This is a genomic window from Brevibacillus jepli, from assembly GCF_047229145.1.
In the GTDB taxonomy this organism is placed as follows: Bacteria; Bacillota; Bacilli; order Brevibacillales; family Brevibacillaceae; genus Brevibacillus.
Window position 1 is genome coordinate 68,437 of record NZ_JBFEFW010000003.1, and the last position, 25,599, is coordinate 94,035.

22 protein-coding genes and 1 other RNA gene are annotated in these 25,599 nt (G+C 47.5%); 16 read left to right on the plus strand and 7 right to left on the minus strand.

The window, feature by feature from the left end:
• Positions 1–75 precede the first annotated feature (75 nt).
• Positions 76–2,031: a beta-propeller domain-containing protein gene (locus AB1L17_RS04095; RefSeq protein ID WP_412843364.1), complete on the minus strand. Its 1,956-nt coding sequence runs from the start codon at positions 2,029–2,031 to the stop codon at positions 76–78.
• Positions 2,032–2,212: 181 nt separating this feature from the next.
• Between AB1L17_RS04095 and AB1L17_RS04100 the strand changes: the two genes are divergently transcribed.
• From AB1L17_RS04100 to AB1L17_RS04120, 5 genes are all read left to right on the plus strand, one after another.
• Positions 2,213–3,748, plus strand: coding sequence for a fumarate hydratase (locus AB1L17_RS04100; protein WP_412843365.1), 1,536 nt, complete (start codon positions 2,213–2,215; stop codon positions 3,746–3,748).
• A gap of 166 nt (positions 3,749–3,914) precedes the next feature.
• The gene (locus AB1L17_RS04105) at positions 3,915–5,135 is read left to right on the plus strand and encodes a metal-dependent hydrolase family protein (RefSeq protein WP_412843366.1); all 1,221 of its coding nucleotides are present in this window, start codon (positions 3,915–3,917) and stop codon (positions 5,133–5,135) included.
• A gap of 150 nt (positions 5,136–5,285) precedes the next feature.
• Positions 5,286–5,627 (plus strand): LysM peptidoglycan-binding domain-containing protein, encoded by a 342-nt coding sequence (locus AB1L17_RS04110; protein WP_412843367.1) that lies wholly within the window; start codon positions 5,286–5,288, stop codon positions 5,625–5,627.
• 103 nt (positions 5,628–5,730) lie between these two features.
• Positions 5,731–5,919: a hypothetical protein gene (locus AB1L17_RS04115; protein WP_412843368.1), complete on the plus strand. Its 189-nt coding sequence runs from the start codon at positions 5,731–5,733 to the stop codon at positions 5,917–5,919.
• Positions 5,920–6,110: 191 nt separating this feature from the next.
• Positions 6,111–7,520: an MDR family MFS transporter gene (locus AB1L17_RS04120; protein ID WP_412843369.1), complete on the plus strand. Its 1,410-nt coding sequence runs from the start codon at positions 6,111–6,113 to the stop codon at positions 7,518–7,520.
• Between the two features lie 2 nt (positions 7,521–7,522).
• On the opposite strand, the gene AB1L17_RS04125 is transcribed toward AB1L17_RS04120, so the two are convergent.
• The gene (locus AB1L17_RS04125) at positions 7,523–7,777 is read right to left on the minus strand and encodes an alpha/beta-type small acid-soluble spore protein (RefSeq protein WP_007724320.1); all 255 of its coding nucleotides are present in this window, start codon (positions 7,775–7,777) and stop codon (positions 7,523–7,525) included.
• 31 nt (positions 7,778–7,808) lie between these two features.
• Positions 7,809–8,924 carry a radical SAM/CxCxxxxC motif protein YfkAB gene (gene yfkAB, locus AB1L17_RS04130; RefSeq protein ID WP_412843370.1) on the minus strand — a complete coding sequence of 372 codons (1,116 nt, stop codon included), beginning with the start codon at positions 8,922–8,924 and terminating at the stop codon, positions 7,809–7,811.
• Between the two features lie 78 nt (positions 8,925–9,002).
• Between yfkAB and AB1L17_RS04135 the strand changes: the two genes are divergently transcribed.
• The 3 genes from AB1L17_RS04135 to AB1L17_RS04145 all read left to right on the plus strand — a co-directional run bounded on the left by AB1L17_RS04135 (position 9,003) and on the right by AB1L17_RS04145 (position 11,046).
• Positions 9,003–9,686 (plus strand): DUF1385 domain-containing protein, encoded by a 684-nt coding sequence (locus tag AB1L17_RS04135; protein WP_412843371.1) that lies wholly within the window; start codon positions 9,003–9,005, stop codon positions 9,684–9,686.
• Positions 9,687–9,846: 160 nt separating this feature from the next.
• Complete coding sequence (locus tag AB1L17_RS04140) at positions 9,847–10,446, plus strand: class I SAM-dependent methyltransferase (protein WP_412843372.1); 600 nt, start codon at positions 9,847–9,849, stop codon at positions 10,444–10,446.
• A 36-nt stretch (positions 10,447–10,482) separates the two neighbouring features.
• Positions 10,483–11,046 (plus strand): GNAT family N-acetyltransferase, encoded by a 564-nt coding sequence (locus AB1L17_RS04145; protein WP_412843373.1) that lies wholly within the window; start codon positions 10,483–10,485, stop codon positions 11,044–11,046.
• Positions 11,047–11,146: 100 nt separating this feature from the next.
• Here the strand turns inward: AB1L17_RS04145 and AB1L17_RS04150 are convergent, their stop codons facing one another.
• The gene (locus tag AB1L17_RS04150) at positions 11,147–11,680 is read right to left on the minus strand and encodes a gamma carbonic anhydrase (RefSeq protein ID WP_412843374.1); all 534 of its coding nucleotides are present in this window, start codon (positions 11,678–11,680) and stop codon (positions 11,147–11,149) included.
• A 13-nt stretch (positions 11,681–11,693) separates the two neighbouring features.
• Positions 11,694–12,002, minus strand: coding sequence for a HesB/IscA family protein (locus tag AB1L17_RS04155; RefSeq protein ID WP_412843375.1), 309 nt, complete (start codon positions 12,000–12,002; stop codon positions 11,694–11,696).
• Between the two features lie 115 nt (positions 12,003–12,117).
• On the opposite strand from AB1L17_RS04155, the gene rnpB reads away from it, so the two are divergent.
• The 4 genes from rnpB to AB1L17_RS04175 all read left to right on the plus strand — a co-directional run bounded on the left by rnpB (position 12,118) and on the right by AB1L17_RS04175 (position 18,543).
• Positions 12,118–12,506: RNase P RNA component class B (gene rnpB / locus AB1L17_RS04160), an RNA gene on the plus strand.
• 279 nt (positions 12,507–12,785) lie between these two features.
• A complete protein-coding gene (locus AB1L17_RS04165; RefSeq protein WP_412843376.1) occupies positions 12,786–15,122 on the plus strand; it encodes an S-layer homology domain-containing protein in 2,337 nt (778 codons plus the stop codon).
• 150 nt (positions 15,123–15,272) lie between these two features.
• Positions 15,273–16,442: a DUF418 domain-containing protein gene (locus tag AB1L17_RS04170; RefSeq protein ID WP_412843377.1), complete on the plus strand. Its 1,170-nt coding sequence runs from the start codon at positions 15,273–15,275 to the stop codon at positions 16,440–16,442.
• Positions 16,443–16,500: 58 nt separating this feature from the next.
• Positions 16,501–18,543 (plus strand): molybdopterin-containing oxidoreductase family protein, encoded by a 2,043-nt coding sequence (locus tag AB1L17_RS04175; protein ID WP_412843378.1) that lies wholly within the window; start codon positions 16,501–16,503, stop codon positions 18,541–18,543.
• Between the two features lie 99 nt (positions 18,544–18,642).
• Here the strand turns inward: AB1L17_RS04175 and AB1L17_RS04180 are convergent, their stop codons facing one another.
• Positions 18,643–19,824 carry a NupC/NupG family nucleoside CNT transporter gene (locus AB1L17_RS04180; protein ID WP_412843379.1) on the minus strand — a complete coding sequence of 394 codons (1,182 nt, stop codon included), beginning with the start codon at positions 19,822–19,824 and terminating at the stop codon, positions 18,643–18,645.
• A gap of 207 nt (positions 19,825–20,031) precedes the next feature.
• Between AB1L17_RS04180 and AB1L17_RS04185 the strand changes: the two genes are divergently transcribed.
• A complete protein-coding gene (locus AB1L17_RS04185; protein WP_412843380.1) occupies positions 20,032–20,568 on the plus strand; it encodes a hypothetical protein in 537 nt (178 codons plus the stop codon).
• A gap of 54 nt (positions 20,569–20,622) precedes the next feature.
• Here AB1L17_RS04185 and asnB read toward each other — a convergent pair whose 3' ends face one another.
• Positions 20,623–22,470: an asparagine synthase (glutamine-hydrolyzing) gene (asnB, locus tag AB1L17_RS04190; RefSeq protein ID WP_412843381.1), complete on the minus strand. Its 1,848-nt coding sequence runs from the start codon at positions 22,468–22,470 to the stop codon at positions 20,623–20,625.
• Between the two features lie 131 nt (positions 22,471–22,601).
• Here asnB and AB1L17_RS04195 point away from each other — a divergent pair, with 131 nt between their 5' ends.
• From AB1L17_RS04195 to AB1L17_RS04205, 3 genes are all read left to right on the plus strand, one after another.
• Complete coding sequence (locus tag AB1L17_RS04195; RefSeq protein WP_412843382.1) at positions 22,602–24,353, plus strand: LytS/YhcK type 5TM receptor domain-containing protein; 1,752 nt, start codon at positions 22,602–22,604, stop codon at positions 24,351–24,353.
• On the plus strand, positions 24,353–25,084 hold the full coding sequence (locus AB1L17_RS04200) for a LytR/AlgR family response regulator transcription factor (protein WP_412843383.1): 732 nt from the start codon (positions 24,353–24,355) through the stop codon (positions 25,082–25,084). The genes AB1L17_RS04195 and AB1L17_RS04200 overlap by 1 nt, the downstream gene beginning before the upstream one ends.
• 142 nt (positions 25,085–25,226) lie before the next feature.
• The gene (locus tag AB1L17_RS04205) at positions 25,227–25,577 is read left to right on the plus strand and encodes a DUF485 domain-containing protein (protein WP_412843384.1); all 351 of its coding nucleotides are present in this window, start codon (positions 25,227–25,229) and stop codon (positions 25,575–25,577) included.
• Positions 25,578–25,599 lie beyond the last annotated feature (22 nt).

Consider the following 25,599-nt stretch of genomic DNA (forward strand, 5'->3'; position numbering starts at 1 on the left):
GACACCCTCTCTATATACGCTGCGTCTATTACCCCATCTTAGCACAGAACCTGTCCGCATGACAGAGCATTACCGCTATTTCGTCAATGGCAAGATATTCTCTTGTTTGGGGGTCAACAGCTGCTTCGTTTTGACGTAATCGTCCGAAACGGTATAGAGAGTGTCACCAATGGTGAGAATCCGTTTAATGTTACTTGTGCTGTCGTACCAGCCTTCTCCTGCCTTGGCGACATCTTCCTTGGACAGATGTGTAATTTGGTCAGTCAGCTGAAACCCTTTCTTCAGATCGAGCTGATACACATAGGCGCCTTGGAAAGTAAAGTGGCCGTAGTCTCGCATATCGTTTTTGGCTTTTTGTTGAGCCGTTCGTTCGTGCACAGTTACAGGAAAGGCAAGCAGATTTTTATCCTTGGAGAAAAGCAAAGCCTTATGATTGTGCAATAGCTCGGAGTCCGTACCTCTGTCCCCGATGACGGTCTTGAACTTTTCTTTTGGCTTCGTAACATCGCTGACGTCAAAGACGGCGATTTTCATGCCTTGGTAGTAGGCCATGTCTTTATCTGCTTCTGCTTCTTTGCCGAAACCGATGATGTGATTTTCATCGTACGGGTGTAAATAATCGCTGTAGCCTGGAATTTTGAGGGCACCTAGCACGCTTGGAGCAGAAGGCTTTTTCAGATCGAGAACGAACAGTGGGTCGACTTTTTTGAAGGTGACCATGTAGGCGCGATCTCCCATGAATCGGACAGAGTAAATGCGTTCCCCTGGGGCGATGCCTTCTAGCTTGCCGTATACGTTGAGCTTGTTGTCCAATACATACAAGTTGTTCTTCGACGTATGCTCATCGTCTCGCCACATGTTCCCGCTCGTGGTGGCGATTCGGAAATAACCGTCGTTTTCATCCATAGAAAACTGGTTCAGAATGCGTCCAGGCACCGACCCTTTTCCCGTATACCGAATGTCTCCCTTGTTCATGGCAAAACGGTAGATGGTTGTATCTGACTCAATGGGAGGTGCAATCAAAGGAGTTGTCGCTCCTTTTTGCTTAACGGCTACCGGCTGGACATTGTTTTGGGTGACTGCTACATACAGATTCTTGGAGGATGCATAGATGTTCTCCCCAGCACCGAGATACGTACTCAGTGACATCTTTTGTTTCGAATCATCGAGATTTACGCCAGCGACGATCAAATACTCCGGACGGAAGTGATCCGGGAAGTAACAAATATCACTGTAGGGAATCGTTTGATATTCGTCATGATGGGAGCTGTCTTTATACGTTGGGCCAGGTAGTTCTGTTTTCTCTTCCAAGATGCGATAGGCATCCATGTACTGATTGGCTGTCACGTACAAGCTCGCTCCGATTTTACGAGAAGACATGTAGTAACCTTCCAGTTCCAGTTGACGAACAAGACGTGGCTGCTGTTTGTTCGAAATATCGTAGATCATTGTTTTGACGAACGAATTGTCATGATAGCGAGGGATGCCTCGTTTGGAAGCTGTGCCAGGAGGATAAGAGATGCTCTCATTCGCTTGCCCGATGACGATCAGTCTACTGTCGTCAACGTACATTTCATGCGGTATGAATTTTCCATTGTCATAGCTGATGCGGCTTGCGACCTTCATTGAGGTTGCCGGGTACGCTTTGATGATGCGGACTTCATTTTGTGTGGATTGATAAAGATAAGTGCCGTCTGACTTTACGATATCTGCTTCATCGACTCCCTGCACCTGTGTGTTTGTCGTGGAAAAATCGCCGCGTACTGCACCACCGGAAGTGTCAGCCATTTTATTGGCGGTGCTAGGTGCGGATACAGGCATTGCTGTAGTCGTTTCCATGGTCGCGTATGGGTAGCTGTCCTGATTTGATTGGATGAGCTTTTTTAGCTGCGCATAGGAACCGACTACGGGTAAATCTTCTGTGGATGCGGCTTGAACGGTTGGCTCCGTTACTGTACCCGTCGTGAACAGGAAGGGTATAGTGGTCACCACCATTACGGAGGCGAGTAGCCCGGCTAATGTTCTTTTCATTTTGATCCCCCTCGATCTGCTTCTTGCCATATTTTGCTGTCGGTAATAAGACGACGCACTTTCGCTGAATGTTTCACACACTCTTTGGACAGCAATCTACGGACAGGTGGAGGAGCGTGTGCTATAATAGTAGGCGGTTTATGCTACCATTTACACCACTACGTCAAAAGGGGCGTCATAGATGGAAAACTTGAAGCAAAGCATTCTGGAACTGATTACGGATACTTCTACGAATCTACCACCAGACGTGCGTCGTGCCGTTAATGCAGCGAAGGTAAAAGAAGATCTGGGCACACGCGCAGCGCTGTCCTTGTCTACGATTGCGCAAAACGTCGTTATGGCAGAAGAAAATGTTTCTCCGATCTGTCAAGATACCGGAATGCCAACATTCGAGGTAAAAACCCCGGTTGGAGTCAACCAACTCATCATTAAAGAAGCAATCAAAGAAATGATTGCAGAAGCAACCAAAACAGGTAAGCTGCGTTCCAACTCCGTAGATTCCTTGACGGGTACAAACACAGGGGACAACCTCGGACCAGGTACTCCTGTTATTCACTTCGAGCAATGGGAAGAGGATGAAATCGAGATCAAGCTGATCCTCAAGGGTGGCGGCTGTGAGAACAAGAACATCCAATACTCCCTGCCCTGTGAGCTCGAAGGCCTGGGCAAAGTAGGCCGCAACCTGGATGGTATTCGCAAGTGCATTTTGCATGCCGTATACCAAGCGCAAGGACAAGGCTGTAGTGCCGGCTTCATCGGTGTAGGAATCGGTGGCGATCGCACATCCGGTTATGCACTGGCGAAGCATCAATTGTTCCGTAAAGTAGATGATGTCAATCCAATCGCTGACTTGGCTGCTTTGGAAGACTACATCATGGAAACCGCGAACCAACTCGGAATCGGAACGATGGGCTTTGGTGGAAACGCTACATTGCTCGGCTGTAAAATTGGCGTGGAAAATCGCCTGCCAGCAAGCTTTTTCGTATCTGTTGCGTACAACTGCTGGGCATTCCGTCGTCAAGGTGTTCGCCTGAATCCAGAGACTGGTGAAATCCTCCGTTACCTTTACAAAGACGAAGAAGTGGCGATGGACTTGTCCCCGGTAGCAGCTACGGACGATGCGGGCGAAAAGCGCCGTGAGGTTGTTCTGGAAGCGCCAATCTCTGAAGAACAAATTCGCAGCCTGCGAGTGGGCGATGTGGTCATCATCAATGGCGAAATGCATACAGGACGCGACGCCCTGCACAGCTATCTGATGGATCATGACTGTCCTGTGGACCTCAATGGGGGGATCATTTACCATTGCGGTCCAGTTATGCTGAAGGACGAAGCAGGCGAGTGGCATGTAAAAGCAGCTGGCCCGACTACCTCCATTCGCGAGGAGCCATACCAAGGCGAAATCATCAAGAAATTCGGAATCCGTGCCGTAATCGGAAAAGGCGGAATGGGTGCGAAAACCCTGAAAGCATTGAACGAGCATGGCGCTGTGTACTTGAATGCGATTGGTGGAGCGGCCCAGTATTATGCAGAATGCTTGGAAAAAGTAGAAGGTGTCGACTTCATGGAATTCGGTATTCCGGAAGCGATGTGGCACCTGCGCGTAAAAGGCTTTGCAGCAATCGTTACCATGGATTCCCATGGAAACAGCTTGCATGCAGATGTGGAAAAGTCTTCCGCAGAGAAATTGGCTCAGTTTGCAGCACCTGTATTTAAATAGAAATGGAACAGGTAAGCCTCTGGCGCACTTCACGTGCTGCCGGAGGCTTTTTTTTTTCAAACGAGGAGGGAGATGAGAAGGAAATAGTTGGATAGATGATGAACTCTCGAAAGACTAACCAGGATTGCGGACAGAAGGAATTTCATTTTTGACAGGGGGAACAGGAATGAAATGGTTGATAGCTGATCGCGTCATTATCGGAGATGGAGAGCATGTAATCGAGCAGGGTGCTGTTGGGATTGATGAGCAAGGAAAGATTGTGGCAGTGGGGACAGAAGCAGCGCTCATGCCTTCCTTTTCAGAAGGAGAGGTAACGCGTTACAGCGGATGTTCCATTTTGCCAGGCTTGATCGATCTACACGTCCACATCGGTTATTGGTGGAGTAAGCCAGATTCCGCTGAGTATAGTGAGAACGATGGATTGGTGGCTTTGCTTGCGACAGCGAATTTGAAAGAGGCACTTTCTATGGGGGTAACGACGATCCGGGATGTCGCAGCACCGGATGGGCTGTGCAACACACTCAAGCTGGCAGCCAAGAAAAAGTTCATAGTTTCACCACGACTGTTTCAAGTGAACCAAGGGATTATTATGACAGGTGGGCACGGCTGGCAATTAAAGGGTGCCTTGCGAGAGGCGAATGGCCCGTGGGAAGTTCGTACAGCCGTCCGTGAACAGGTGAGAGCTGGAGCTGACTGGATCAAGCTCATGACGAGTCATCGTACTCCGACACCTGAGTTCACGCAGGAGGAGCTGGATGCGGCAGTAGACGAGTCACATCGCTTGGGACGGAAGTGCTGTGTGCATGCCTCACTCCAGCCGGCGATCCAGATGGCAATTGATGCAGGATTTGATACGATTGAACACGCGACTTTTATGACAGTCGAACAGGCAGAGCAGATGAAGGACAAAGGACTGGTATGGGTACCGACCATGATTACATTCTTCCAGATTGCTGATTATTACAAGCAGATTTGGAATGAACAGCAGGAGGCGAATCAAGGCATATTGAGCGAGGGACTTATCGAGCAGGGTGCCTTTTTCGTCGATTCGGAAAAGGCATACCGTGAGAACTTCGCACGATTAAAGAACACAGGTGTAAAAATCGCTACGGGTACGGATATCGTTTTGGATGGCTATCCGATTACGCCTGTGGCAGACGAGATCAAGCTGATGGTGGAGCTGGGAATGGAGCCAATTCGGGCGATACAAGCTGCTACCCAAAATGCCGCGGAAGTGCTGGACCAAGGAAGCAAGATCGGTACGTTAGCGCCAGGGTATCTCGCTGATTTGCTTGTAGTAAAAGGAGATCCATTACAGGAGATCGAGGCATTGAAGCAAGTGGAAGAAGTGTTTCTAGAGGGTGCCTCTGTATTTTCAAAGTCTTGATACGGTGAGCCTCGCACATGCAAGTTTGTAACGGCGGTTGTACTAGGTGTTTGACTATTCTTTGCCAAAATGGGTATTGGTTTAGTTCGCGTGTATCAAGGCGGGCATAGGTTAATAACGAATAATCACTGAAAAAAGGGAGTGAGATTCGTGAACTATGTAGTCCGTTCGGGAGATACACTGAACAGTATTGCGGCTCGTTTTGGCGTACCGGTTCAGGAATTGATCCGCGTAAATAATATCGCATACCCCTACTACATTTACGTCGGTCAAAACTTGTTCATCCCGACCACAGCGACACCAGCACCTGGAGCGGAAGTCGATCGGCGTTTGGATCGTCTGGAGAGGCGAGTAGATGCACTGCGAGAAGATTTTCGCAGACTGGATAACCGCGTAGATCGATTGGAAAACCGTGTCACTCGAGTGGAGAGAGCCATTACACCAACACCACCTCCTCGCCCGCGTCCACCTGGTACGCCTCGTCCGCGTTAAGCTGCTGGATAAAGAGGGCAGAATAATTTTCCTACTCTTCGCCATTTCCTCATCGCCCTATTCTGCATAAGGTGATACAAGAGGATTAAGAGGAGGTGCGGCCATGCTAGGGTTAAATGGAAAAAACGTCCGGCACCATTTCATGGGCGTCTATGGAAAAGTGGTACAGATTCGGGAACTGGTTGATGTAATCGATCAAGTTTTTGAGTCCGTCAACAAAGTGGGCGACATTGGAAAGACCATGCTTGGACCCCGGAAATCAAGTGCCAAAAAGCTCGACAAGCTCAGATGAATGGCAAGAAAAGCGATAAAACAACAAAACCGCTTCCGTAACGGAGGCGGTTTTTATTTATCATTCGTTCAATTTCTTAGGGGCAGACTCTATCATCAGAATAACTCATCATAAAGAAAAAGTCTACTCTTTTTTCGGAAATTCCCTTATATTTTTGGAGCTGTTATCAACTGACTTCAAAAAAGGGAGTGATGGAGATGGAAAAGGAAAGGCGCCGCGTAGGATTAGTTACGGGTGGAGTGCTGATGGGGCTAGTCTTGTCAGCGTTGGATCAGACGATTGTATCAACAGCCATGCCAACAATTACGAAAGAGCTGGGAGGTCTAACTCTTTATAGCTGGGTGTTCGCCATTTATATGCTCACATCGACCACGAGCATGCCCATCTATGGAAAAATGGCAGACTTGTTTGGACCGAAAAAAATGTATTTGATTGGCTTGTTTCTGTTTCTCATGGGATCTCTCTTGTGCGGCATGGCTGATTCCATGACGGGTCTTATTGTAGCGAGAGGAGTACAAGGGTTGGGCGCTGGGGCATTAATGCCGGTTGCGTTCATCATTGTGGGTGAAGTGTATCCACCCGAAAAGCGGGGCAAATTTCAAGGCCTTTTCGGAGCCGTCTTTGCCTTGACGAGTATACTCGGTCCCTCGTTGGGAGGAATTCTCGTGGAGCATCTGCCGTGGGGATGGATCTTCTTTATTAACCTTCCTATCGGGATCGCTGCCTTTTTGATCTTGGCTCTGGCCTTTAGGAATCAGCGGCACTACGATAAGAAGCCTGTGATTGATTGGTATGGGGCGTCTAGCTTAAGTGTAGCCATCATTCTCATCCTGCTGTCCCTTGTCATGGTGGGGATGGAATACAAGATCGGGTTAGGGGGAGCGGGTATCTTACTTCTCGGCTTTTTCATCTGGATTGAAACCAAAGCAAAGGAGCCCCTGCTTCCGCTCTCCCTATTTCGCATTCCGGCCATTGGATATGGCAATCTCGTAGGATTCCTTGTGAGTGCCGCTTTGTTCGGTGCAATCGCATATATCCCACTGTTCGTCCAAGGAGTACGCGGTGCGAGCCCCTCAGAGACTGGATTCCTTTTAGTGCCACTCATGCTGTCCGCAGCGATTGCTTCAACGGTTGGGGGAAGCTGGATGGCAAAAGTTTCATTTCGGGCGATTCTGATTCCCAGCTTACTCATCATGGCGACAGGCTTTTTTCTTTTGAGCACGATTGATGCAGGAACAACCAATACACAACTCATCATCTACATGATTGTCACAGGTCTGGGCATGGGGGCAATCTATCCGGCACTCGGTACCGCAGCACACAGCGCTGTAAAACCGGAAGATCGGGGTGTTGCCATGTCGACATCGCAATTATTTCGTTCCTTGGGCGGGACGATTGGTATTAGTGTGTTTGGAACCATCGTAGATGGGGGGATGCGGGCAGGATTGGTGTTTAGTGAAGCTTTGCAAAGCGTCTTTATCACTGGTTTGATTCTGATTGGAATCAGTTTGATAGCCAGTGTCCTACTCGGCAATATTCGATTGCTCGACAAAGAACCCCGCCATTCGCATACATCAAATAGCGGGGTTCCCAAACAATAGGATCACGGTTTTTTATTCATGCCCTCCATTGCCATCCGAACCATTTCTCTGACCATACTGCCGCCCAAGCGTCCTCCGATTCGACCGGCATCGTGAGAGGTTAACTGTCCATTGTAGCCTGGCTGCAATGGAACATGAATTTCTTCTGCGACCTCGAATTTGGCCTGCGCGGGATCAGCAACGTGGGCAACCTGCGCTTTTAGGGCGTCCAGTCCTTTTCGCGCCTCAGGAACGAGGGGGCGTTTGCGTCTGCTCATGGTAGATCACCTCACGCCCTAGTGTGCCCATTTAGACGAGTGCTTTGCGCTGGGTGAAATCAGTATCCTGATAGTAAGTATTAGCAACGAGTAGATTAGGTCCTGCACATGCCGCAGCCGGACAGAAGCAATTGATTTTTTGATTCAGGGTGTGGCGTTGCCATTTTTCAAACATCGACTGAAGCTGATCGGTTTGAATATTGCCTAACGGCTCTACATCTCCGAAATCTGTTACGATTACATCGCCCGTAAAAATGTTGATGTTAAGACGATTGCGACCATCCGGATCATTGCGAGTCGTCACATTTTTCGCAGCGCGCAGTCTGCTGATCAATTCCCTGTCAGCCGCTTCTGGACTACAAGCGAAAAATGGCAATGTCCCGAAAAGCATCCAGAGATCCTCATTGCGTACATCCAGCATCCGATGAACAGCCTGGCGAAGCTCATCGAGGGAAAGCACATCGAGATCGCGGGCAAAATCACTTGCATACATCGGGTGTACCTCATGTCGCTTGCTGCCCATCTCCTGAATCTGACGGTGGAGAGTATCGAGCTTTGTCCAGGTGCGATGATTCAGCATCGTTTCAGCCGATACAAACACGCCTTCCTGTGCGAGCTTACGTGCGTTTTCCATCATTTCATGAAACTGTGCTTCTGCTCTTTTGATTGAAACCGGCTGCCGTGCTTTTGCGTAAACAATATCATGGAATTCTTCGGGGGTAGACCAGTTCCACGAAATATGCATGACGTCGAGGTAGGGCAGGACCAACTCATAACGAGAAAATGGCATGGACATGTTGGAGTTGATTTGTGTCCGCAGTCCTCGTTCTGCTGCATATTGTAAAATGGGCCCGATCACAGTTTTCACGGTGCGCTCGCTGTACATCGGTTCTCCGCCTGTTATACTGATAGTAAGCAGATCTTTTGCTTCATCCAGGCGACGAAGTATCAGATCGACAGGTAGAGCGGGATCGTCTTTGTATCGCAATGTATCACCAACCGCGCAATGCTCACAGCGGAGATTGCACAGATTCGTTACAGTAAACTCGACGCTGGTAAGTTTATAGGCGGGGGGTGTCGCATTGAACAACGGCTCCCATGGATCGTGTAAAGGTGTTAATGGTGTAGTTGGAACCATGCGGATCAATTGTGGAAACCTCCTTCATTCTGCGTACAACTCAACCTATTATAACGACATTAGGGCGGAAGGAGAATAGCTAACGAGATGATTATGGGGATGTCTTTTGGACGCGGTGTGCTTTTTCATGATCGCAACGTGCTGGCTTGCGCGGAAGTGAAAGACGGCGTGATTCATATGTGGGCGGAAAAAATCACGTTAAAAACGATAGGGAAACTCTGGTACCGCATTTTTTTCTCCTTTCCCTGGTACTATCAGCTGTTTCACCTCCTGCTTGCGTGTTACGTAGTAGCTGCATTGGTGAAGCCTGACTGGGCCATCATCGATCCGATGTGGGTGGCTGTTTATGTGGCAGGTTTTCACTTCGTTTTTCCGAAAATGATGAAAAAGTTTCATGGAGCGGAGCACAAGGTGTTCAGCTATGGGGGCAAGAAGTCGCTGGCGGTTTTGAAGGAGATTGGTAAGGCGGATATCGTCAATGACGGCTGCTCCACTAATTTGGTGATGTGGTTTTTTACCGGGTTTATCTTGACGGTATTTTTTGTACCCTTGGAGTGGAGTGTTGCTTGCGGAGTTGTCGGACTTCTCGTTGGAATGTTGGGAGATCGTTACGTTCGTAAATATTTCGGTTTTCTTTACAGGCTGTCGGGGTTCTTTCAAAAATATTGCACGACGAAAGAACCGGATCGCATCCATCTGGAGACGGCAATTCGCTCTTATATGCTGTTTGAACATATGCGAGAGGTTGATCGGTTGCAAAATGCTTCCTGAGAGTAAAAGCGGTGTTTCCACTATGGATACGCCGCTTTATGTTTTCCATGCATAAAGAGGGAACCCGATTGAATCGCTGACTATCTTCTGGTAATATTTGGTCAACTCTGTCGATTGTCATACAGATGGAGGAATATGAGCGGAGGAGAGCTGAGTCGAGATGAGAAAGGAACAGGCAGAAGGGGTGTACGAGCAAGTAGGAGTAGCGATGACATGCCGGTCGTATCAAGAGTATGTCGATATGTTTTCATTGACCGAGGAAGTGCTGTCGAAGGGATCGATATTGGACGTAGGGGCAGGCGCATCGTCGTTTACTGCGGTGCTTTGCCAGCAAGGGCGGGAGGCAATCGCTGTCGATCCGCTTTACCAAATGTCTCCTGAAGCAATTGATCAGAAGGGCAAGCAGGAGATCGAGGAGTCGACTCAAAAGCTTGCGGGGATTGCTCACACCTTGGATTGGAGCTATTACGGTTCACTGGAGAAGCACCGGAAAATCAGAGAAACATCATTGGTACAATTCATTCACGCTTTTATGGCAGATGAACCATCCAAAATAAAGTACGTCCCAGGATTATTGCCCGATCTACCCTTTGCAGATAATCAATTTTCGCTGGTGGTAGGTAGCCATTTTTTGTTTCTGTATCCGAAGCTTCCGCAGCTCATGGAAGAAGTTCATCGGCTTGGGCATGCAGCTAGTCTAGAACCGACAAGGTTTCGATTTTTAGTGGGGGCTACGCATTATTTGGAGATTCGAAAGTAGAGAAAAGGACATGATGCAGATTCTGGGGGGATGACCATGACTGGAAGCATGAATATCCAGATAAAATTAACGGAGCAAGATGAAGCATATATCATTAAAAATATGTATCCCCTCTATTTACACGATTTATCGGGACATCACGGATTAATTCCTGGACATATCCCTAACATGCATGGAATTTTTGAAGAAAGTAACGAATATCGAACTCTTCATGATCAATATGAAGTACAAAAAATTTGGTGGGAAAAATCCAATTGTCTCTATCCCTTCTTAATCCGGGTGGATGATATTCCTGCTGGATTTGCACTCATTGCCACACCTCCTCATTGCGCAAAAGGAACGGACTATTTCGTCAATGATTTTTTTCTGATGCAGCCTTTCAGAGGATTAGGTGTTGCAGAATTTGCGGCGATTCAAGTTTTTGAAAAATTCACAGGAAATTGGGAGCTTTTTACGAATCCATCAGAACGAAATATTGTAGCACAAAAATTTTGGCGGAAAACGGTATCCAACTATACGAAGGGGAGCTACGAGGAAGAGTTCGGAATGACTTTTGATGGAGATAAGTTAATTTTTCGATTTAATAACGCGGGGCAATAGCTAAATAAAGGCAGTGGTGATCCAGGACTGTATTCTTACGTCCGTGGCTTCCACTGCCTTTCCATTATCGAAATAACCGCTTCAAATCAGCTCCCGATGGCTATTCTCTCGCAATCGGATTTTCTTCGAGCTGGCGATACATTTTTCCTTTATCGACATACGATTGGCGGATGCGTACGAATTCTTTCAAGTCCGCCTCGTTCAGCTCTCGTTTGACTTTTGCTGGGTTGCCGACAACAAGGGAGCGAGGTGGCACCTTCATGCCTGGTGGAACGAGTGCTCCTGCAGCAACCATCGCTTCTTCACCGATTTCCGCTCGATCCAATACAATGGCTCCCATTCCGATCAATGCGCCGCGACGCACTACGCAGCTATGTAATACAGCGTTATGTCCGACAGTCACCTCGTCTTCGAGGATTAACGGATTGTTAGGGCTTTGGTGCAGGGTGCTGTTGTCTTGCACGCTGACGCGTTTTCCGATAACGGTCGGTGCGATGTCCCCGCGAATCACTGTATTGTACCAAATAGAAGAATCCTCGCCGATTTCGACATCACCAGAAACGACCGAGCCTTTTGCAAGGAAGACGGTTGGGTGAATCTTCGGTTTGATGTTTTCAAATGAAAGTAGTAGCATAATAACCTCCTGATCAATGAGTAAGCGAGCAATCTGATTGCATCGGGCGCGGGTGGAAAATAGAAAATCGACCTGTAGCAGGATCGCAGTCAATAACCGTCCCGGCAAGCTTGTCTACCTCATGCGTTTGATAAAAGAAGCGAATTCCACTTATTTCTTCGTCCAGATCTTGTTTTTCCGCTTCCGTAATGGCGATGCTATATGTATAGCTGCCACATCCCGTCGTAGTCGGGACGAGTCTGATTCCGAGTTGATCTGCATCCATTTCTTCCGCGATCATCTGTGCAAGACGTGTTGCCGCGGTTGGGGTAATGGTTATCACGGTCATACCTCCTTGTCGCCTATCTATTGTACTACAAATGGACCTTCCAAATCCTGCTTGTTGACCATGTACAAGGCATATGGTAGAGTAAATGTTACTGATTCTGATGTGCAGGAAATGTGGGTAGTCGCTGCCGCAATCGTTTCGGCGATTGGCGGTAGAGGAAAGTCCAGGCTCGCCCAGGCTGAGATGTCTGGAGTGTTCGTACCTGGTGCAAGCCAGGGCAGTGAGGCGTGAGTCTTGCTGACGGCGTGGAAAGGGCTCTCTCTGAGGCCCGAGTACGCTGAAAGTGCCACAGAAACGTAGCTTTTCTGGCGACAGAAAAGATGGAACGCGGTAAACCCTGCGAGCGAGAAACCCAAATTAGGTAGGGGAACCGTCCTGAAGGAATCAAACGGAAAGGACGGATGGTATCTTCGGATGCCATAGATAGATGGCTACCGCTCTTGGTGCGAGGGATTGTCCCGCTTGAAGCACGGGAGAGACAGAACCTGGCTTATAGCATTTCCTGCTGGAATGAAACGCAAAACCACCTGAGATTTCAGGTGGTTTTTTTGCGTTCTGCGAGACATAGTGAACCCTCTACAAATCAAGGCTCAATGGATGATGGAATCATTTACCGTAAACAAGCTTTGAAACTTTTTTGAAACTCCTGTCGTCTAAAAAGAGCATTCGGCCGAAGAAAACAGTTCTACTGCGGGCTATTCCATCATTTCTTCAAATGGGAGTAGTTGCAGGAGAGAATGAACTGATAAAACTGTTACTATGATGGAGGCGTTTATTTTGGAAAAAGCAAAGAATCGAGCAAACAAGGATCTGAAAAAATTATTGGCGACAGCTGTTCTGGCTGGATCGCTAGCATTGCCGGGTACAGGGATGGCTGCGACGGCACTGCCATTCTCCGATATCGGAGGAAATGCGAATAAAGACGCGATTTTGAAACTGAACTATGCGGGTGTTCTGAAAGGTTACACTGATGGCACTTTCAGACCGTATAAAGATGTGACGAGAGCAGAATTCGCGAAAGTCGCCGTATTGGCACTCGGTTACACAGATGCACAGGCGAAGCTCTTGCAAGGAAAGACTGTATTTAAAGACCTGCCAGCAGATCACTGGGCAACCGGATATATTAATCTCGCGGTATCACAAGGCATCATCAAAGGTTATCCGGATGGTACCTTCAAACCGAACAACAACGTAAAAATCGCAGAAGCGCTGACGGTTTACGTTCAAGGCTTGAAGATTGATGTTCGTCCATCCGCGTCTAACGAGTGGTACATCCCATACTTGCTGGAAGCAGATAAAGCAGGGATTTACGATGCAAAAGAAGCACCAACTGCTGCGGCTCCACGCGATATCGTTGCGAAATATACGGATCGCTTCATGGAAACGCCTGTTTACGCAAACGGTGCATACTACGATAGAAATGGCAATGCCAAAGGAACCATTCAAAAGCTGCCAGTCGTAAAAGGAACAGTAGCTTCTTATGACAAGTCCGAGAAAAAGCTGAAGCTGGTCGGACAAAAAGAGGAAATTGAAATTGCAGGTTCCGCGCAAGTATACGGCAATCTGGTCGTAGGAGCGCAGGTTGAATACATCGCGAAAAACGGCCGGGTTGCGTTCCTTACAGTCGTTACTTCTGACTCCGAAATCGTTGAAGGTATCGTGAAGACTGGCCTTAATTTTACAACGGCTGTAGGCGATGAGAAGAAATTCAAGGCAATCGTTAACGGAAAAGAAGTCGTATTGGAAGTAGAAGATGGCGTGAATGTAAGCCGTTCTCACATCGGTCAAAAGTTTGTGGCAGTCGTGGGTGACGATGGCAAGATCAAATCCATCACGATTAGCGACAACACAACAAAAGGAATTGTGGAAAAAGTGTCTTCCGTGAGCGGTTCCAACTCGAAGAGAGAGCTAAAAGTGGACGGAACGACGTATGCTCTGGATTCCAAAGCATCCATCAAAGGTAAGGAGCATCCGGAAGCGAAGGAAACAAGTGCTTCGTTCTCTGACATCGAAAAAGATGACTTAGTCGAGCTGACACTCAACGTGGACGGCAAAGTATCTGAGCTTGTTTACACGAAGCTGAGCTACACAGATACAATCACCGTTGATACAGACAAAAACCGGATTCGCGTTGGCAGCGTCAATTACGAGGTGCATGAAGATACAGAGTTGTTCGTAGACGAAGACGAAGTAGATGAACTGGATGAGTTGACGAGCGGCCAAATTGCAGTTCTTACGTTTGACAAGAATGGAAATCTGGTGAAAGTAGAGCAGGGTGTGGGGGCAGCTACAAACAAGCTGGTCTCTGACACAACCGCGTATGCATCAGGAAAGCTGGCAACTGTGAAAATCGACGGGAAAACCTACGACATCTTGACCAATGCGAAGCTGACTGTCGATGGCGATTCCGTATCACCAACGACGATTAAAACCGATCAATTCAATGACCACCGTATCCTTACATGGAAATACAACGTCGGCACGAATGACATTGTGGAGCTGACTTTGGAAAAGCAAACGGTAAAAGGATACGTGACGAAAAAGTCTGGTTCGAAAATTACCGTGAACGGGAAGGTGTATGAGCTCTTGTCCGGCGTCAGCATTGATAGTGATGCTGCATCCAACGACAAAGAGTACACACTGACACTCAACAACGCTGGCAAAGTAAAAGCCATTTCTGGTGCGCCGAAGAAGGTAAGCGGCGTAGTTGACTCCGTTGAGGTTCGCAAGGATGATGGCAAGGTAACTTCCGCGAAAGTAGAAGTTAACGGCAAGACGTACGAGGTAAATGATGAGGATGCTATTGAGGATGTGGATCAATTTGAGTACGTAACATTGACCCTCGATCGCGACGGCGAAGTGACTGCAGCTTCCACCGTTGGCAAAGTAGCGAAGGAAAATGTGAAATTCGTCGGAATTGAATCCCGCGTGAATAAAGATAAATACGTATTCTTCAATGATGTATCGACTAGCTTGAAGATGACGGAAGACGCGAAAATCAAATACTACAACGGGAATGACTTGAAAGAAAGCGATCTGTCCTCCAAGGACAAAGTGGATTTGTGGACAAATGATCAAGGCCACGTGTATGTCATTGTCGTAGCAAAACGATAAAATAATTGAAAAGGCGATCTCTTGCTCGATTCGAGAAGGGGTCGCCTTTTCATTTGTCGACAGGAACGTTGTAGTATCACATTCTCGGAATGAAAATATCTCGTAAATGATACAATTTGAAATTTTGTCAAAAAGCAGGGAGAGGATCGTATGTCTGTTTCATTCCAGATGAAAACGGCAGAGAGAACAAAACGTGCCGTTTCATTGGATCTGGCTAGAGGTGCTATGCTGCTACTTATTGCACTCGCACATGTACCGCTGTATTTGTACGCTTTGGAACCCGGGATCGTTCACAGAGTGGAAAGTCAGAATTTCTTTGATCAAATTGTGAATCTATTTGGCATGCTCGTTATTGACAACAGGGCAAGACCGATGTTTGCTGTATTATTCGGTTATGGTTTGGCGCTGGCCTTTGATAGTCGAATCGCAAAAGGAAGCAGAGAAAAAGATGCCATTCAGATGATTCGCAGGCGCTCCTGGTATTTGATTTTATTTGGAGCAGTTTTAGCGGTGATCATTGGCGGTCAAGATATTCTGATGGCCTACGGGGTAGCTGGACTTCTCGTCAATTGGCTGTTACCACGTGAAAACAAGATATTGATTCGAACCTTTCTTTTTATCACGTTATTCTACATCATCGTGAATCCGATCTTATGGGGCTTTTTGATGGAATCCATGGGCGCTTATGGATTTCCTCCAGAGGTTTTGGCTACAGACACCTATCTTAGCACAATGATGCTTAGTTTGATTTCTTTTCCATTTATCCCTATTTTGATTCATAGTATGTTCCCGATTCTTCCTTCTGTTTTGCTCGGCATGTGGATGGCCAGATATCAATTATTAATCAAGCCGGAGCAACAGTTACGAACTCTTTGTTTCATAACAATGATCGGCTTAGCTGTCTCCATACTAGGAGCATTGCCTTTAACATTTATCGGGAACATTTGGAACCCCAGTTTTTTTCTTTTTGGTTTCGTATACGGATACCACATTCTAACCGGAATTGCTGGCGGATTAGCCTATGCGGGGTTTTTTGGAATCATTGGGACAACGTTAAAAAAAGAAGGGCCTTTTCTCCGTTCGTTTATGGCTTTAGGAAAGCGTTCCTTAACATTCTATGTATGGAATGAGACGATGCTGGTTTTATTATTGTCACCAGTAGCACTTGATTTAGGAGGGCAGATAAGTAACGGGATCGCAGCTTTGATTGCCGTGGGTATTTGGAGTCTTTCTCTCCTATTGGCCACGATTTTTGAAAAACATCATCTGAACGGACCATTAGAAACAGTAATGAGACGATTCGTATATAAAAATCATTAGCTTTGCATTTATAATAGCGTATAAAAGTAGTTACTGTTATCAGAAAGAGGGAACCTCCATGACTTATACCACCCAGGAAAATGGTATTTTTCCAGCAGTTTGCTCTCTCGATTGCCCGGATCAGTGCGGATTGCTCCTTCATAAAAAAGAGGGAAAGATCGTCAAAATTGAAGGGGACCCGAACCATCCGGTGACGAAGGGAAATATTTGCAACAAAGTCCGCAACATGACAGAGCGCATTTACGATCCCAAGCGACTCACGCATCCACTGAAGCGCATTGGCAAAAAAGGGAGCGGGGAGTTTGTCCGAATCAGTTGGGAGGAAGCCATCACTACCATAACCGAACGCTGGCGTACCTTGATCGATGCAGAAGGCCCAGAGAGCATATTGCCTTACAGCTTTTACGGTAACATGGGTCGGATCAATGTCGAAGGTATGGATCGCCGTTTTTTCCATCGTATGGGGGCCAGTCAACTTGACCGTACGATATGCAACAGTGCAGGGGCAGTAGGGTACAGCTACACGATGGGTGGGGCCTTCGGAACAGATCCGGAAGACACGATACATTCCAAGCTGTTCATCATGTGGGGGATCAATACCGTTAGTACGAACATGCATCAAGTGGTGTTTGCGGAACAGGCTCGAAAAAACGGGGCGAAGATCATCGTGATTGATGTCCATAAAAATCAGACAGGTCGATGGGCTGATTGGTTTATCCCGATTTTACCCGGAACTGACACGGCTTTGGCCTTGGGCATCATGCATGTGCTTTTTACTGAAAACTTGGTTGATTCAGCCTTTATGGAAAAATATACGGTGGGACATGAAGAACTGAAGGAGCATGTACGGACGTACGATCCTGCTACAGTATCTGCGATTACGGGTGTTCCTGTCGACGATATTTACAAATTGGCGAGAATGTATGGCACCACTTCGCCCTCCTTTATTCGCCTTGGAAACGGCATTCAGCATCACGATAATGGAGGCATGTGTGTAAGGACGATTGCTTGTCTTCCGGCCCTTACAGGGCAGTGGCTCGTCAAAGGTGGTGGGGCCAATAAAGGGAATAAAGGCTTCCTGGAGCACAACAAGCTTGCCGTGCAGCGACCAGATTTGCTGGAAAACAAACAGACGAGAGTCATTAACATGAATGAACTTGGAAAAGCGTTGCTCGATACAGAGCCGCCGGTGAAGTCGCTCTTCGTGTATACGAGCAATCCGGCCATTGTCGCGCCAGAAGGAAACAAAGTCCGGCAAGGCTTGGCGAGAGAGGATTTGTTCACGGTCGTGCATGACTTGTTTTTGACGGAGACGGCTCTCTATGCCGATATCGTTTTGCCTGCGACTTCTTCTTATGAAAACACTGATTTTTACACGTCGTATTGGCATCATTACATTCAGCTTCAGCAACCGGTTATCGCCCCGTTTGGCGAGAGCAAGTCCAACACGGATGTTTTCCGTTTGTTGGCTGCTGCCATGGGATACGACGAACCCGCATTTCAAGACAGTGATGAGGAGATGATCAGACAGGCGTTGCAAGGGCATGGCAATCCTCATCTGGAAGGAATCACATTCGAAACATTGGTCGAAAAACAATATGCCAAAGCAGATTTGGAGCCTTTCTTTTTGGAACACCTTCCAACCCGAAGTGGCAAAATTGAGCTTTACTCACAAGTTATGGCGGATCGAGGTCTTCCTCCATTACCGACGTACACGCCTTTAGTGAATGATGGAGATTTTCCGTACTTATTTGTACCGGGGCCCAACCATAATTATTTGAATTCTACGTTCTCGAATAATGAAAAGCATAAGAAAATGGAAAAAATTCCGCGTTTGCATATGAATGTGACAGATGCGAGTGCGTCAGACATTAGCGATGGGGATACGGTGCGCATATGGAATGAGCGGGGAGAGTGCGAGCTCATCGTAGCCGTAGGTGAAAATGTTCTTCCTGGAGTAGTGGTGAGTCAAGGGTTGTGGGCAGACGATACTGGTCCGAAGCATTATGTGAATGCTCTCACACCTGACCGAATCGCGGATATGGGTGGAGGAGCTACATTTTTCTCTGGGCGTGTCGATGTAGAAAAGATCATGCGATAACAAGCAGCGAGTGCCCTCCTGTAACAGGGCACTCGCTGTTCATTGTCTATAAAAAAGTGTCCCCACCGCACATGGCACAGGGACACTTTTTCATCTCAATTACAGTACAAAGCTGACAACAACACCAGACAACAGGCTGACGAGTGTTGCACCGAACAACAGCTTCAAACCAAAGCGAGCGACTACATTGGATTGCTTCTCGTTCAGCCCCTTCACCGCACCAGCGATAATTCCGATGGAGGAGAAGTTCGCGAACGAAACGAGGAATACAGAGAGAATCCCTACTGTACGTGGGCTCAGTTCAGATACGACCTTGCCCAATTCGATCATGGCTACAAACTCGTTCGTTACGAGCTTCGTCGCCATGATGCTACCAGCCGTCATCGCTTCCGCAAAAGGAATACCCATCAGGATGGCAAAAGGAGCGAAGACGAAGCCGAGCATTTCTTGGAACGTCCAGCCGAAAATCATGCCGAACAAGCTATTCACAGCAGCGATCAAGGCAACAAAACCGAGCAGCATCGCACCCACGACTACCGCAACCTTGAAACCGTCCATGATGTACTCGACAAGCATTTCAAAAAAGGACTGCTTCTCATTGCTTTGAATCTCCAGCAAATCGTCTTCTTCTGTCACCGTGTAAGGGTTGATGATCGAAGCGATAATGAAGCCGCCAAACAGATTCAGGAACAGCGCAGTTACTACGTATTTCGGCTCAATCATGGTCATGTACGCACCGACAATTGACATCGAAACAGTGGACATAGCCGATGCACACAGTGTATACAGACGGTGCTCCGGCAAAGAACCAAGCTGTTTTTTCACGGTGATGAATACTTCATTTTGTCCGACAATAGCGGAAGCTACAGCGTTATACGACTCCAGCTTACCCATGCCGTTAATTTTGCTCAGAACAAACCCAATCGCTTTCATGATAATCGGCAAAATCTTAAAGTGGCGCAAAATACCGATCAGGACGGAAATGAAAACGATCGGGAGTAGGACACCCAGGAAAAAGGACATCTGTCCATCGTTTGCCAAATTGCCAAATACGAAATTAATCCCTTCTGCAGCAAAGGCAAGAAGCTTTTCAAACGATTTGGAAATGGCTGAAACGAATATATACCCAAACTTGGTATGCAAAAGAAGAAAGGCAAGCAAAAATTGCAGGACGAGCATGACGATGATTGGCTTAAATTTTACCTTCTTACGTCCATTGCTCCCTAACAATGCCAGCCCAATCACGATGAGTAAGCCAACGATGGGAATGATGAAATTCATTACAACCTCCGAAAAATTTAATAATGCTAAACTTACAAGGCAAAAAAACGCACTTCTCATAAAGAGAAGTGAAAGCGTTTTATATTCTATCATCTCGATAATATGATTGCAATTTATATGTGTGTTCAGAAAACTCGTCCATTAGGTCCGTATCGCAGAAATCGGGCGTACTAGCATAAGCCCACCACCATACGGTTTATGGAGGAGGTGAAATCCTTGGATGAGTTGCAGAGGCTCAAGCAGTTTATCGCATCAGCAGAGCATGTCTGGACTCAGATCGCGAATTCGCCGAGAGGAAAGCCTGTTTATACCGTAAACGGTGTCGATTACACGCCATTGCCCGAGAAATACAACTCCAAACGAAAAATCTCCCGTATTTTCCGCAGGTATTGGGGAAAGCAATTGACGGAAGTGATGATTCGGAATCTCAATTTGCGGATGCTGAAAGGCAAGCTCTGTGTTCCTTATCGTGAAATCCCGACTTTTCCTACAACCGTGCAATCGCTGCAGATAAAAGTAAATCGGCCAGATCATCGGACTGTGGCTGCGATACTGAGCGGCGGAGGGAAAAAAACACGAGTGGACTACCGATTAATTCGAGTTGGAGAAACCAAAACATTCACCATCATGAAACGCTCAGGCGATCAGTTTGATCTGAGATATCAACCCATTGTTACCATCCCCCTCAACCCCAAGTCAAAATCCATGCCTCGAACCCAGCATAGGGGAAAAACCAAAAAGTGACGAAAAGCTCCTCAAATCCCCCTAATCAAAAGGGACGAGGAGCTTTTGTCTTGATTAGGCACGGATAGATACACGATACTCCCGCAGCCAATAGTCTAATTGACCCAGATAGGCGAACAATTGGGGGGTACTCATGAGCTGACCGAAAAACGGGATGCTCGAAGCCTGTGCGTCAGACTCGGCAATTTTGCGGATGGTTGGAACGTCAACTAATTGCAGAAGCGGAGAGGTAGGGTCGTTTAAGATATCCAGCAACCAAGAGCGAACGGCCTCTGTATAAGCGGGATTGTGTGTTTTCGGATAAGGGCTTTTCTTACGATACAGCACCTCATCTGGCAAGATTCCTTCCATCGCCTTACGCAAGATTCCTTTTTCTCGATTCCCGTGTGTCTTCATATCCCAGGGGATGTTCCATACGTACTCGACGATCCGATGATCACAGAAGGGGACGCGCGCTTCCAGACTGGCAGCCATACTCATGCGGTCTTTGCGATCCAACAGCGTGTTCATGAACCACGTGATATTCAAGTAAAACATTTCCCGTCGGCGAGCTTCCAGTGGATCTTCGCCCGGAAGGTGTGGCACCTCATCAAGAGATTCCTCGTATCGCATGGCGACGTATTCCTCGGGTTTGACCCAATCACGAAGCTCTGGTGTTAACCAGGATGCACGTTCTTTTGTCGCTCTCGACCAGGGGAATGTCCGGGCATTCAGCAGATCTGCACGGTGGAACCACGGATAGCCGCCAAAAACTTCATCTGCGCATTCTCCAGAGAGGACGACGGTCGTCTCTTTCTTAATTTCACGGCAAAATAGGTAAAGGGACGCATCGACATCTGCCATACCTGGTAAGTCACGTGCGAGTGTCGCGACCTGTAAGGCACCAATCAAATCATCGGTATCGAATGTAATCGTGTGATGCTGGGTACCCAAAAACTGTGAAACGAGTTGAACATAGGGCTCATCTTCATTTGGTTGAAAGGCACTCGCCTTGAAATGCTTCCTGTTGTCGACGTAATCGATCGAGTAGCTATGCAGTGTCCTGCGTCCCGTATTTTGAAAATGTTCCGCCGCGACGGCTGTGATGATGCTCGAGTCTAACCCGCCAGACAAGAGGGTGGAGACAGGCACATCTGCAACTAATTGGCGCTCAATCGAATCCGTAACCAATTCCTTGACACGTCGTGCAGTTGTCGCAAGATCGTCAGTATGCGGATGGCTTTCGAGCTGCCAGTAGCGTTTTTGCTTGACTCCATCCCGAGTCACCAATAGATAGGAGCCGGGTCGAACCTCGTGTACATTGTGAAAAACACCGTGACCAGGCGTACGAGCGGGACTGATACCGAAAACCTCCGCCAAGCCCTCGCGAGACAGCTCTGGCTTCACTTCGGGGTGAGCGAGCAACGCTTTTAGTTCGGAGGCGAGTAGAAAGGAGCTGCCTCTTTGGGCGTAAAACAGCGGCTTAACCCCCATACGGTCGCGGCCGACAAACAGGCGTTGTTCGCGTTCGTCCCAGATCGCAAAAGCAAAGATACCGTTCAGCTTTGTCAGACAATCTGGGCCCCACTCCAAATACGTGTGCAAAAGCACCTCAGTATCAGAGTGAGATTGGAAAGTATGTCCGCATGCTAACAAATCTGCTCGCAAATCCTCGGTATTATACAATTCACCATTGTAAATCATGGTGCAAGCATGCTTGTTTTTAAGAGCCGTCATGGGCTGCTGCCCCCCGGCGGGGTCTACCACAACAAGGCGACGATGACCAAGGGCAGCGCGCGGAGTCAGCCAAAATCCTTCTGCATCAGGGCCTCGATCCTTGAGGCAGCCGGTCATTTTTTGCAGCACATATCGTTCATTCGATAAGTCCTTTTCCCAATCAATCCAACCTACGATTCCACACATTGTCTGATCACCCTTCTCCTCGTGCATTGCACACACAGCGTATGCAATCAGCCTAGCGAGGTTGTCTGTCCAGCAGGGAAATGAGGATAATGTGCGGAATTTATAGAAGATTTAAACTAAAGGAGGCTGCGGTGGACAATCTCACGTTATTGCTCTTTGAGAGAATGGGCATTCTCTTGACGCTGGCATTTATTTTGACTCGTATTCCGTTATTTCGCCAGCTGTTAGACCGTGAATTACACTGGGGGACGTCAATCGCATTTTCTGTCATGTTTGGCTTGTTTGGGGTTGCAGGTACTTACGCAGGTGTGGTCGTTTCGGAAGAGGGCTACAGCCCGGCTTTTTGGATTTTTCGTCTGTCTGATGAAGAAATCATCGCCAATTCTACACAGGTAGGGGTAGTGATTGGCGGATTGCTTGGAGGACCGATGGTTGGCCTGGGAGCCGGAGTCATTGCGGGCTTTCACATTTACGAAATGGACGGTTTTGCAGCTGCGCCAATGGGACTGTCGATACCGATTACAGGATTATTGGCAGGCTATGTAGCGCGTTTTTTCTCGCAAGAACGAGTCATTTCACCTTCCAAAGCGATTTTTATTGGCATGTTCGCTCCCGTGATCCAGATGTCCCTCTTATTGATTATGTCGAGTACTCCAGACTTGGCACGGACAATGGTGAATGTGATTGGGATTCCTATGGTGCTGACAAGCAGTATTTCGATCGCTATTTTTACGACGATGATTCGTGTTGCTTTGCAGGAGGCTGAAAGATCAGCAGCCATAGAGGCAGAGCGCTCTTTTACGATAGCAGAACGTATTTTGCCACACCTAAAGCGAGGGCTTACTCCCCAAACTGCCATGACAGCTGCACTCGTGCTCCAAAAAGAAGCGAAAGCGGCGGCGGTTGCAGTCACAGATCGTGAGCGTGTGCTTGCTCATGTAGGAGCGGGAGCTGACCATCATCTGCCGGGAGAAGAGCTTCAGAGCGAGCTGGATTGGCGAGCTATTTACAGTGGTGCCATTGATACAGGACTATCGCGAGAAAGTCTTGGTTGCAAGCATAAAAAATGTGCCTTGCAAGCAGTTATTCTCGTGCCGATCAAGGAAGGCGGAAGTGTGGTTGGCTTGATTAAGCTCTACTTTCGCAGGCCGCAACAGATTGGAAAAGTCCAGGAAGCATTAGCAAAAGGTCTCGGCAACCTCATTTCCAACCAATTGACGCTGGCGCTCGCTGAACAAATGAAAGGTCTGATGAAAGATGCTGAGCTGCGGATGCTGCAAGCACAGATCCACCCGCACTTTTTGTTTAATACGTTGAACTCGATCGTGACACTGATCCGTGTTGATCCTCAGCTTGCGAGGCATATGACCATCCAGCTTGGCGTGTTTATGCGCTTCAATCTAAAGCTCACGGCAAATCCTCTTGTCACTGTCAGGCAAGAACTGGATCATCTTCATGCGTATTTGGAAATTATTCGGATCAGGTTTTCCGAACAGTTTGTTGTTCGAACATTCGTTGATCCAGGCGTGGATGATGTACTGATCCCGCCAGGCACGCTTCAGCCATTAATGGAGAACAGTATACAGCATGGCTTGCGTGACATGCCTTCGGGTGGAGAAATCATTCTACAGGTCATCCTTCAGGACACGCATGTTGTGTTCCGGATTGAAGATAACGGGAAGGGTATTCCGGAAGAGATCCTTCCTAGTCTGGGGAGGGAGCCTATGGCGAGAAACGAAGGAAATGGTATCGGTGTCCATAATGTCAACCAACGCCTCATAAGCCTTCGTGGGCAAGAAGCCAAGCTCCATTTTGCAAATAAACCAGAAGGTGGGAGCGTTATTACATTTGCGATTCCTATTCCAAAAGAGGTGAGCGCTTAATGCCAATTCGTATCATGATCGCAGAAGATGAACGACTAGCACGTGAAGAGTTGACGTACTTGTTGCAGCAAGAAGTTGACGTTGAATTGCTTCCTTGTGCAACCAACGGGCGAGAATTGCTAGAAATGGTAGATTTGCATAACCCGGACGTGGTCTTTCTCGATATGAAAATGCCAGAGATGGAAGGGGGACAAGCAGCTAGGATGCTTGCCTCACGAAAGCAACAGCCACTCATCGTCTTTTGCACGGCACATGAGGAATTCGCAGTCACTGCCTTTAAGCTGAACGCTGTGGATTACTTGTTAAAACCGACGGAGCCTCAGAGATTGGTGGAGACGATGCAGCGGGTGCGAGAGCGACTCTTTTCGCACAAAGTAGAGCATGCGACGACGAAGCGTTCGAAATTGCTGGTAGAAGAAAATGATCGCCTCGTTGTCATTGACCCCGCCGACATTATATATGCTGTTCGCGAGGATCGGCTCGTACAGATTTGGACCAAAACGCATTCATATACGACTCGGATGACACTGACAGAACTGGCAGGGAAGCTTCAATCGCATGATTTTTTTCGGACGCACAAAAGCTATCTGGTCAATCTCCACTACGTAAGCGAGCTTACGCCTTGGTTTAATGGGGCATACAACCTGTCCCTGAAAGGCGAAAGCAATGTACGAATCCCGGTTTCTCGAACAACGGTCAAGTCATTATTGAAAAAACTGGAAGGAAAGTAACCCATCGACAAAAAAAGATGGGTTTTTTGCTTTTTATGCAAGGGAAACGACATGTTAGACACAAAAAATACAAATATTCAAAATAAACCTTACAATAATTAAAGCGCTTTCATTTTTCTTACTACGCAAAGGAGGAGCGATTATGTCCAATACCGGCATGGCACCTGAGATTGCACGCAAAAAACAAAAAGGGCAAGGGGACAAATCACTAACCACGCAATTTGTCACCGCGGAAGAATTGGAAAAGGTTGAATCATCTTTTCGTGCCCAGCGCAGACTCAGCTTCACGTTCGGGTTTTACTTTTTTCTCATTACTCTCCTCATTCCGTTTCTAAGCGGTACTTCAGAATGGTGGTACGGTACACCGTTGCTATTCGGTCTCACCTTGAACTTTTGGACGACCTTGCTCTTGTTTCATGTCATTTATTGGCTGATGGCATTCGTCTTCGTCAAACGAGCGAATCGATTAGATGAAGAACTGAAAAATAACTAAGAACGTAAAAACGTGGATGAAG

Bases quoted from the DNA above. Each gene is read 5' to 3' on its own strand.
- AB1L17_RS04095 (WP_412843364.1), bottom strand. From the start codon at position 2,031: ATGAAAAGAACATTAGCCGGGCTACTCGCCTCCGTAATGGTGGTGACC.
- AB1L17_RS04100 (WP_412843365.1), top strand. From the start codon at position 2,213: ATGGAAAACTTGAAGCAAAGCATTCTGGAACTGATTACGGATACTTCT.
- AB1L17_RS04105 (WP_412843366.1), top strand. From the start codon at position 3,915: ATGAAATGGTTGATAGCTGATCGCGTCATTATCGGAGATGGAGAGCAT.
- AB1L17_RS04115 (WP_412843368.1), top strand. From the start codon at position 5,731: ATGCTAGGGTTAAATGGAAAAAACGTCCGGCACCATTTCATGGGCGTC.
- AB1L17_RS04120 (WP_412843369.1), top strand. From the start codon at position 6,111: ATGGAGATGGAAAAGGAAAGGCGCCGCGTAGGATTAGTTACGGGTGGA.
- AB1L17_RS04125 (WP_007724320.1), bottom strand. From the start codon at position 7,777: ATGAGCAGACGCAAACGCCCCCTCGTTCCTGAGGCGCGAAAAGGACTG.
- AB1L17_RS04135 (WP_412843371.1), top strand. From the start codon at position 9,003: ATGATTATGGGGATGTCTTTTGGACGCGGTGTGCTTTTTCATGATCGC.
- AB1L17_RS04140 (WP_412843372.1), top strand. From the start codon at position 9,847: ATGAGAAAGGAACAGGCAGAAGGGGTGTACGAGCAAGTAGGAGTAGCG.
- AB1L17_RS04145 (WP_412843373.1), top strand. From the start codon at position 10,483: ATGACTGGAAGCATGAATATCCAGATAAAATTAACGGAGCAAGATGAA.
- AB1L17_RS04150 (WP_412843374.1), bottom strand. From the start codon at position 11,680: ATGCTACTACTTTCATTTGAAAACATCAAACCGAAGATTCACCCAACC.
- AB1L17_RS04170 (WP_412843377.1), top strand. From the start codon at position 15,273: ATGTCTGTTTCATTCCAGATGAAAACGGCAGAGAGAACAAAACGTGCC.
- AB1L17_RS04175 (WP_412843378.1), top strand. From the start codon at position 16,501: ATGACTTATACCACCCAGGAAAATGGTATTTTTCCAGCAGTTTGCTCT.
- AB1L17_RS04180 (WP_412843379.1), bottom strand. From the start codon at position 19,824: ATGAATTTCATCATTCCCATCGTTGGCTTACTCATCGTGATTGGGCTG.
- asnB (WP_412843381.1), bottom strand. From the start codon at position 22,470: ATGTGTGGAATCGTAGGTTGGATTGATTGGGAAAAGGACTTATCGAAT.
- AB1L17_RS04200 (WP_412843383.1), top strand. From the start codon at position 24,353: ATGCCAATTCGTATCATGATCGCAGAAGATGAACGACTAGCACGTGAA.
- AB1L17_RS04205 (WP_412843384.1), top strand. From the start codon at position 25,227: ATGTCCAATACCGGCATGGCACCTGAGATTGCACGCAAAAAACAAAAA.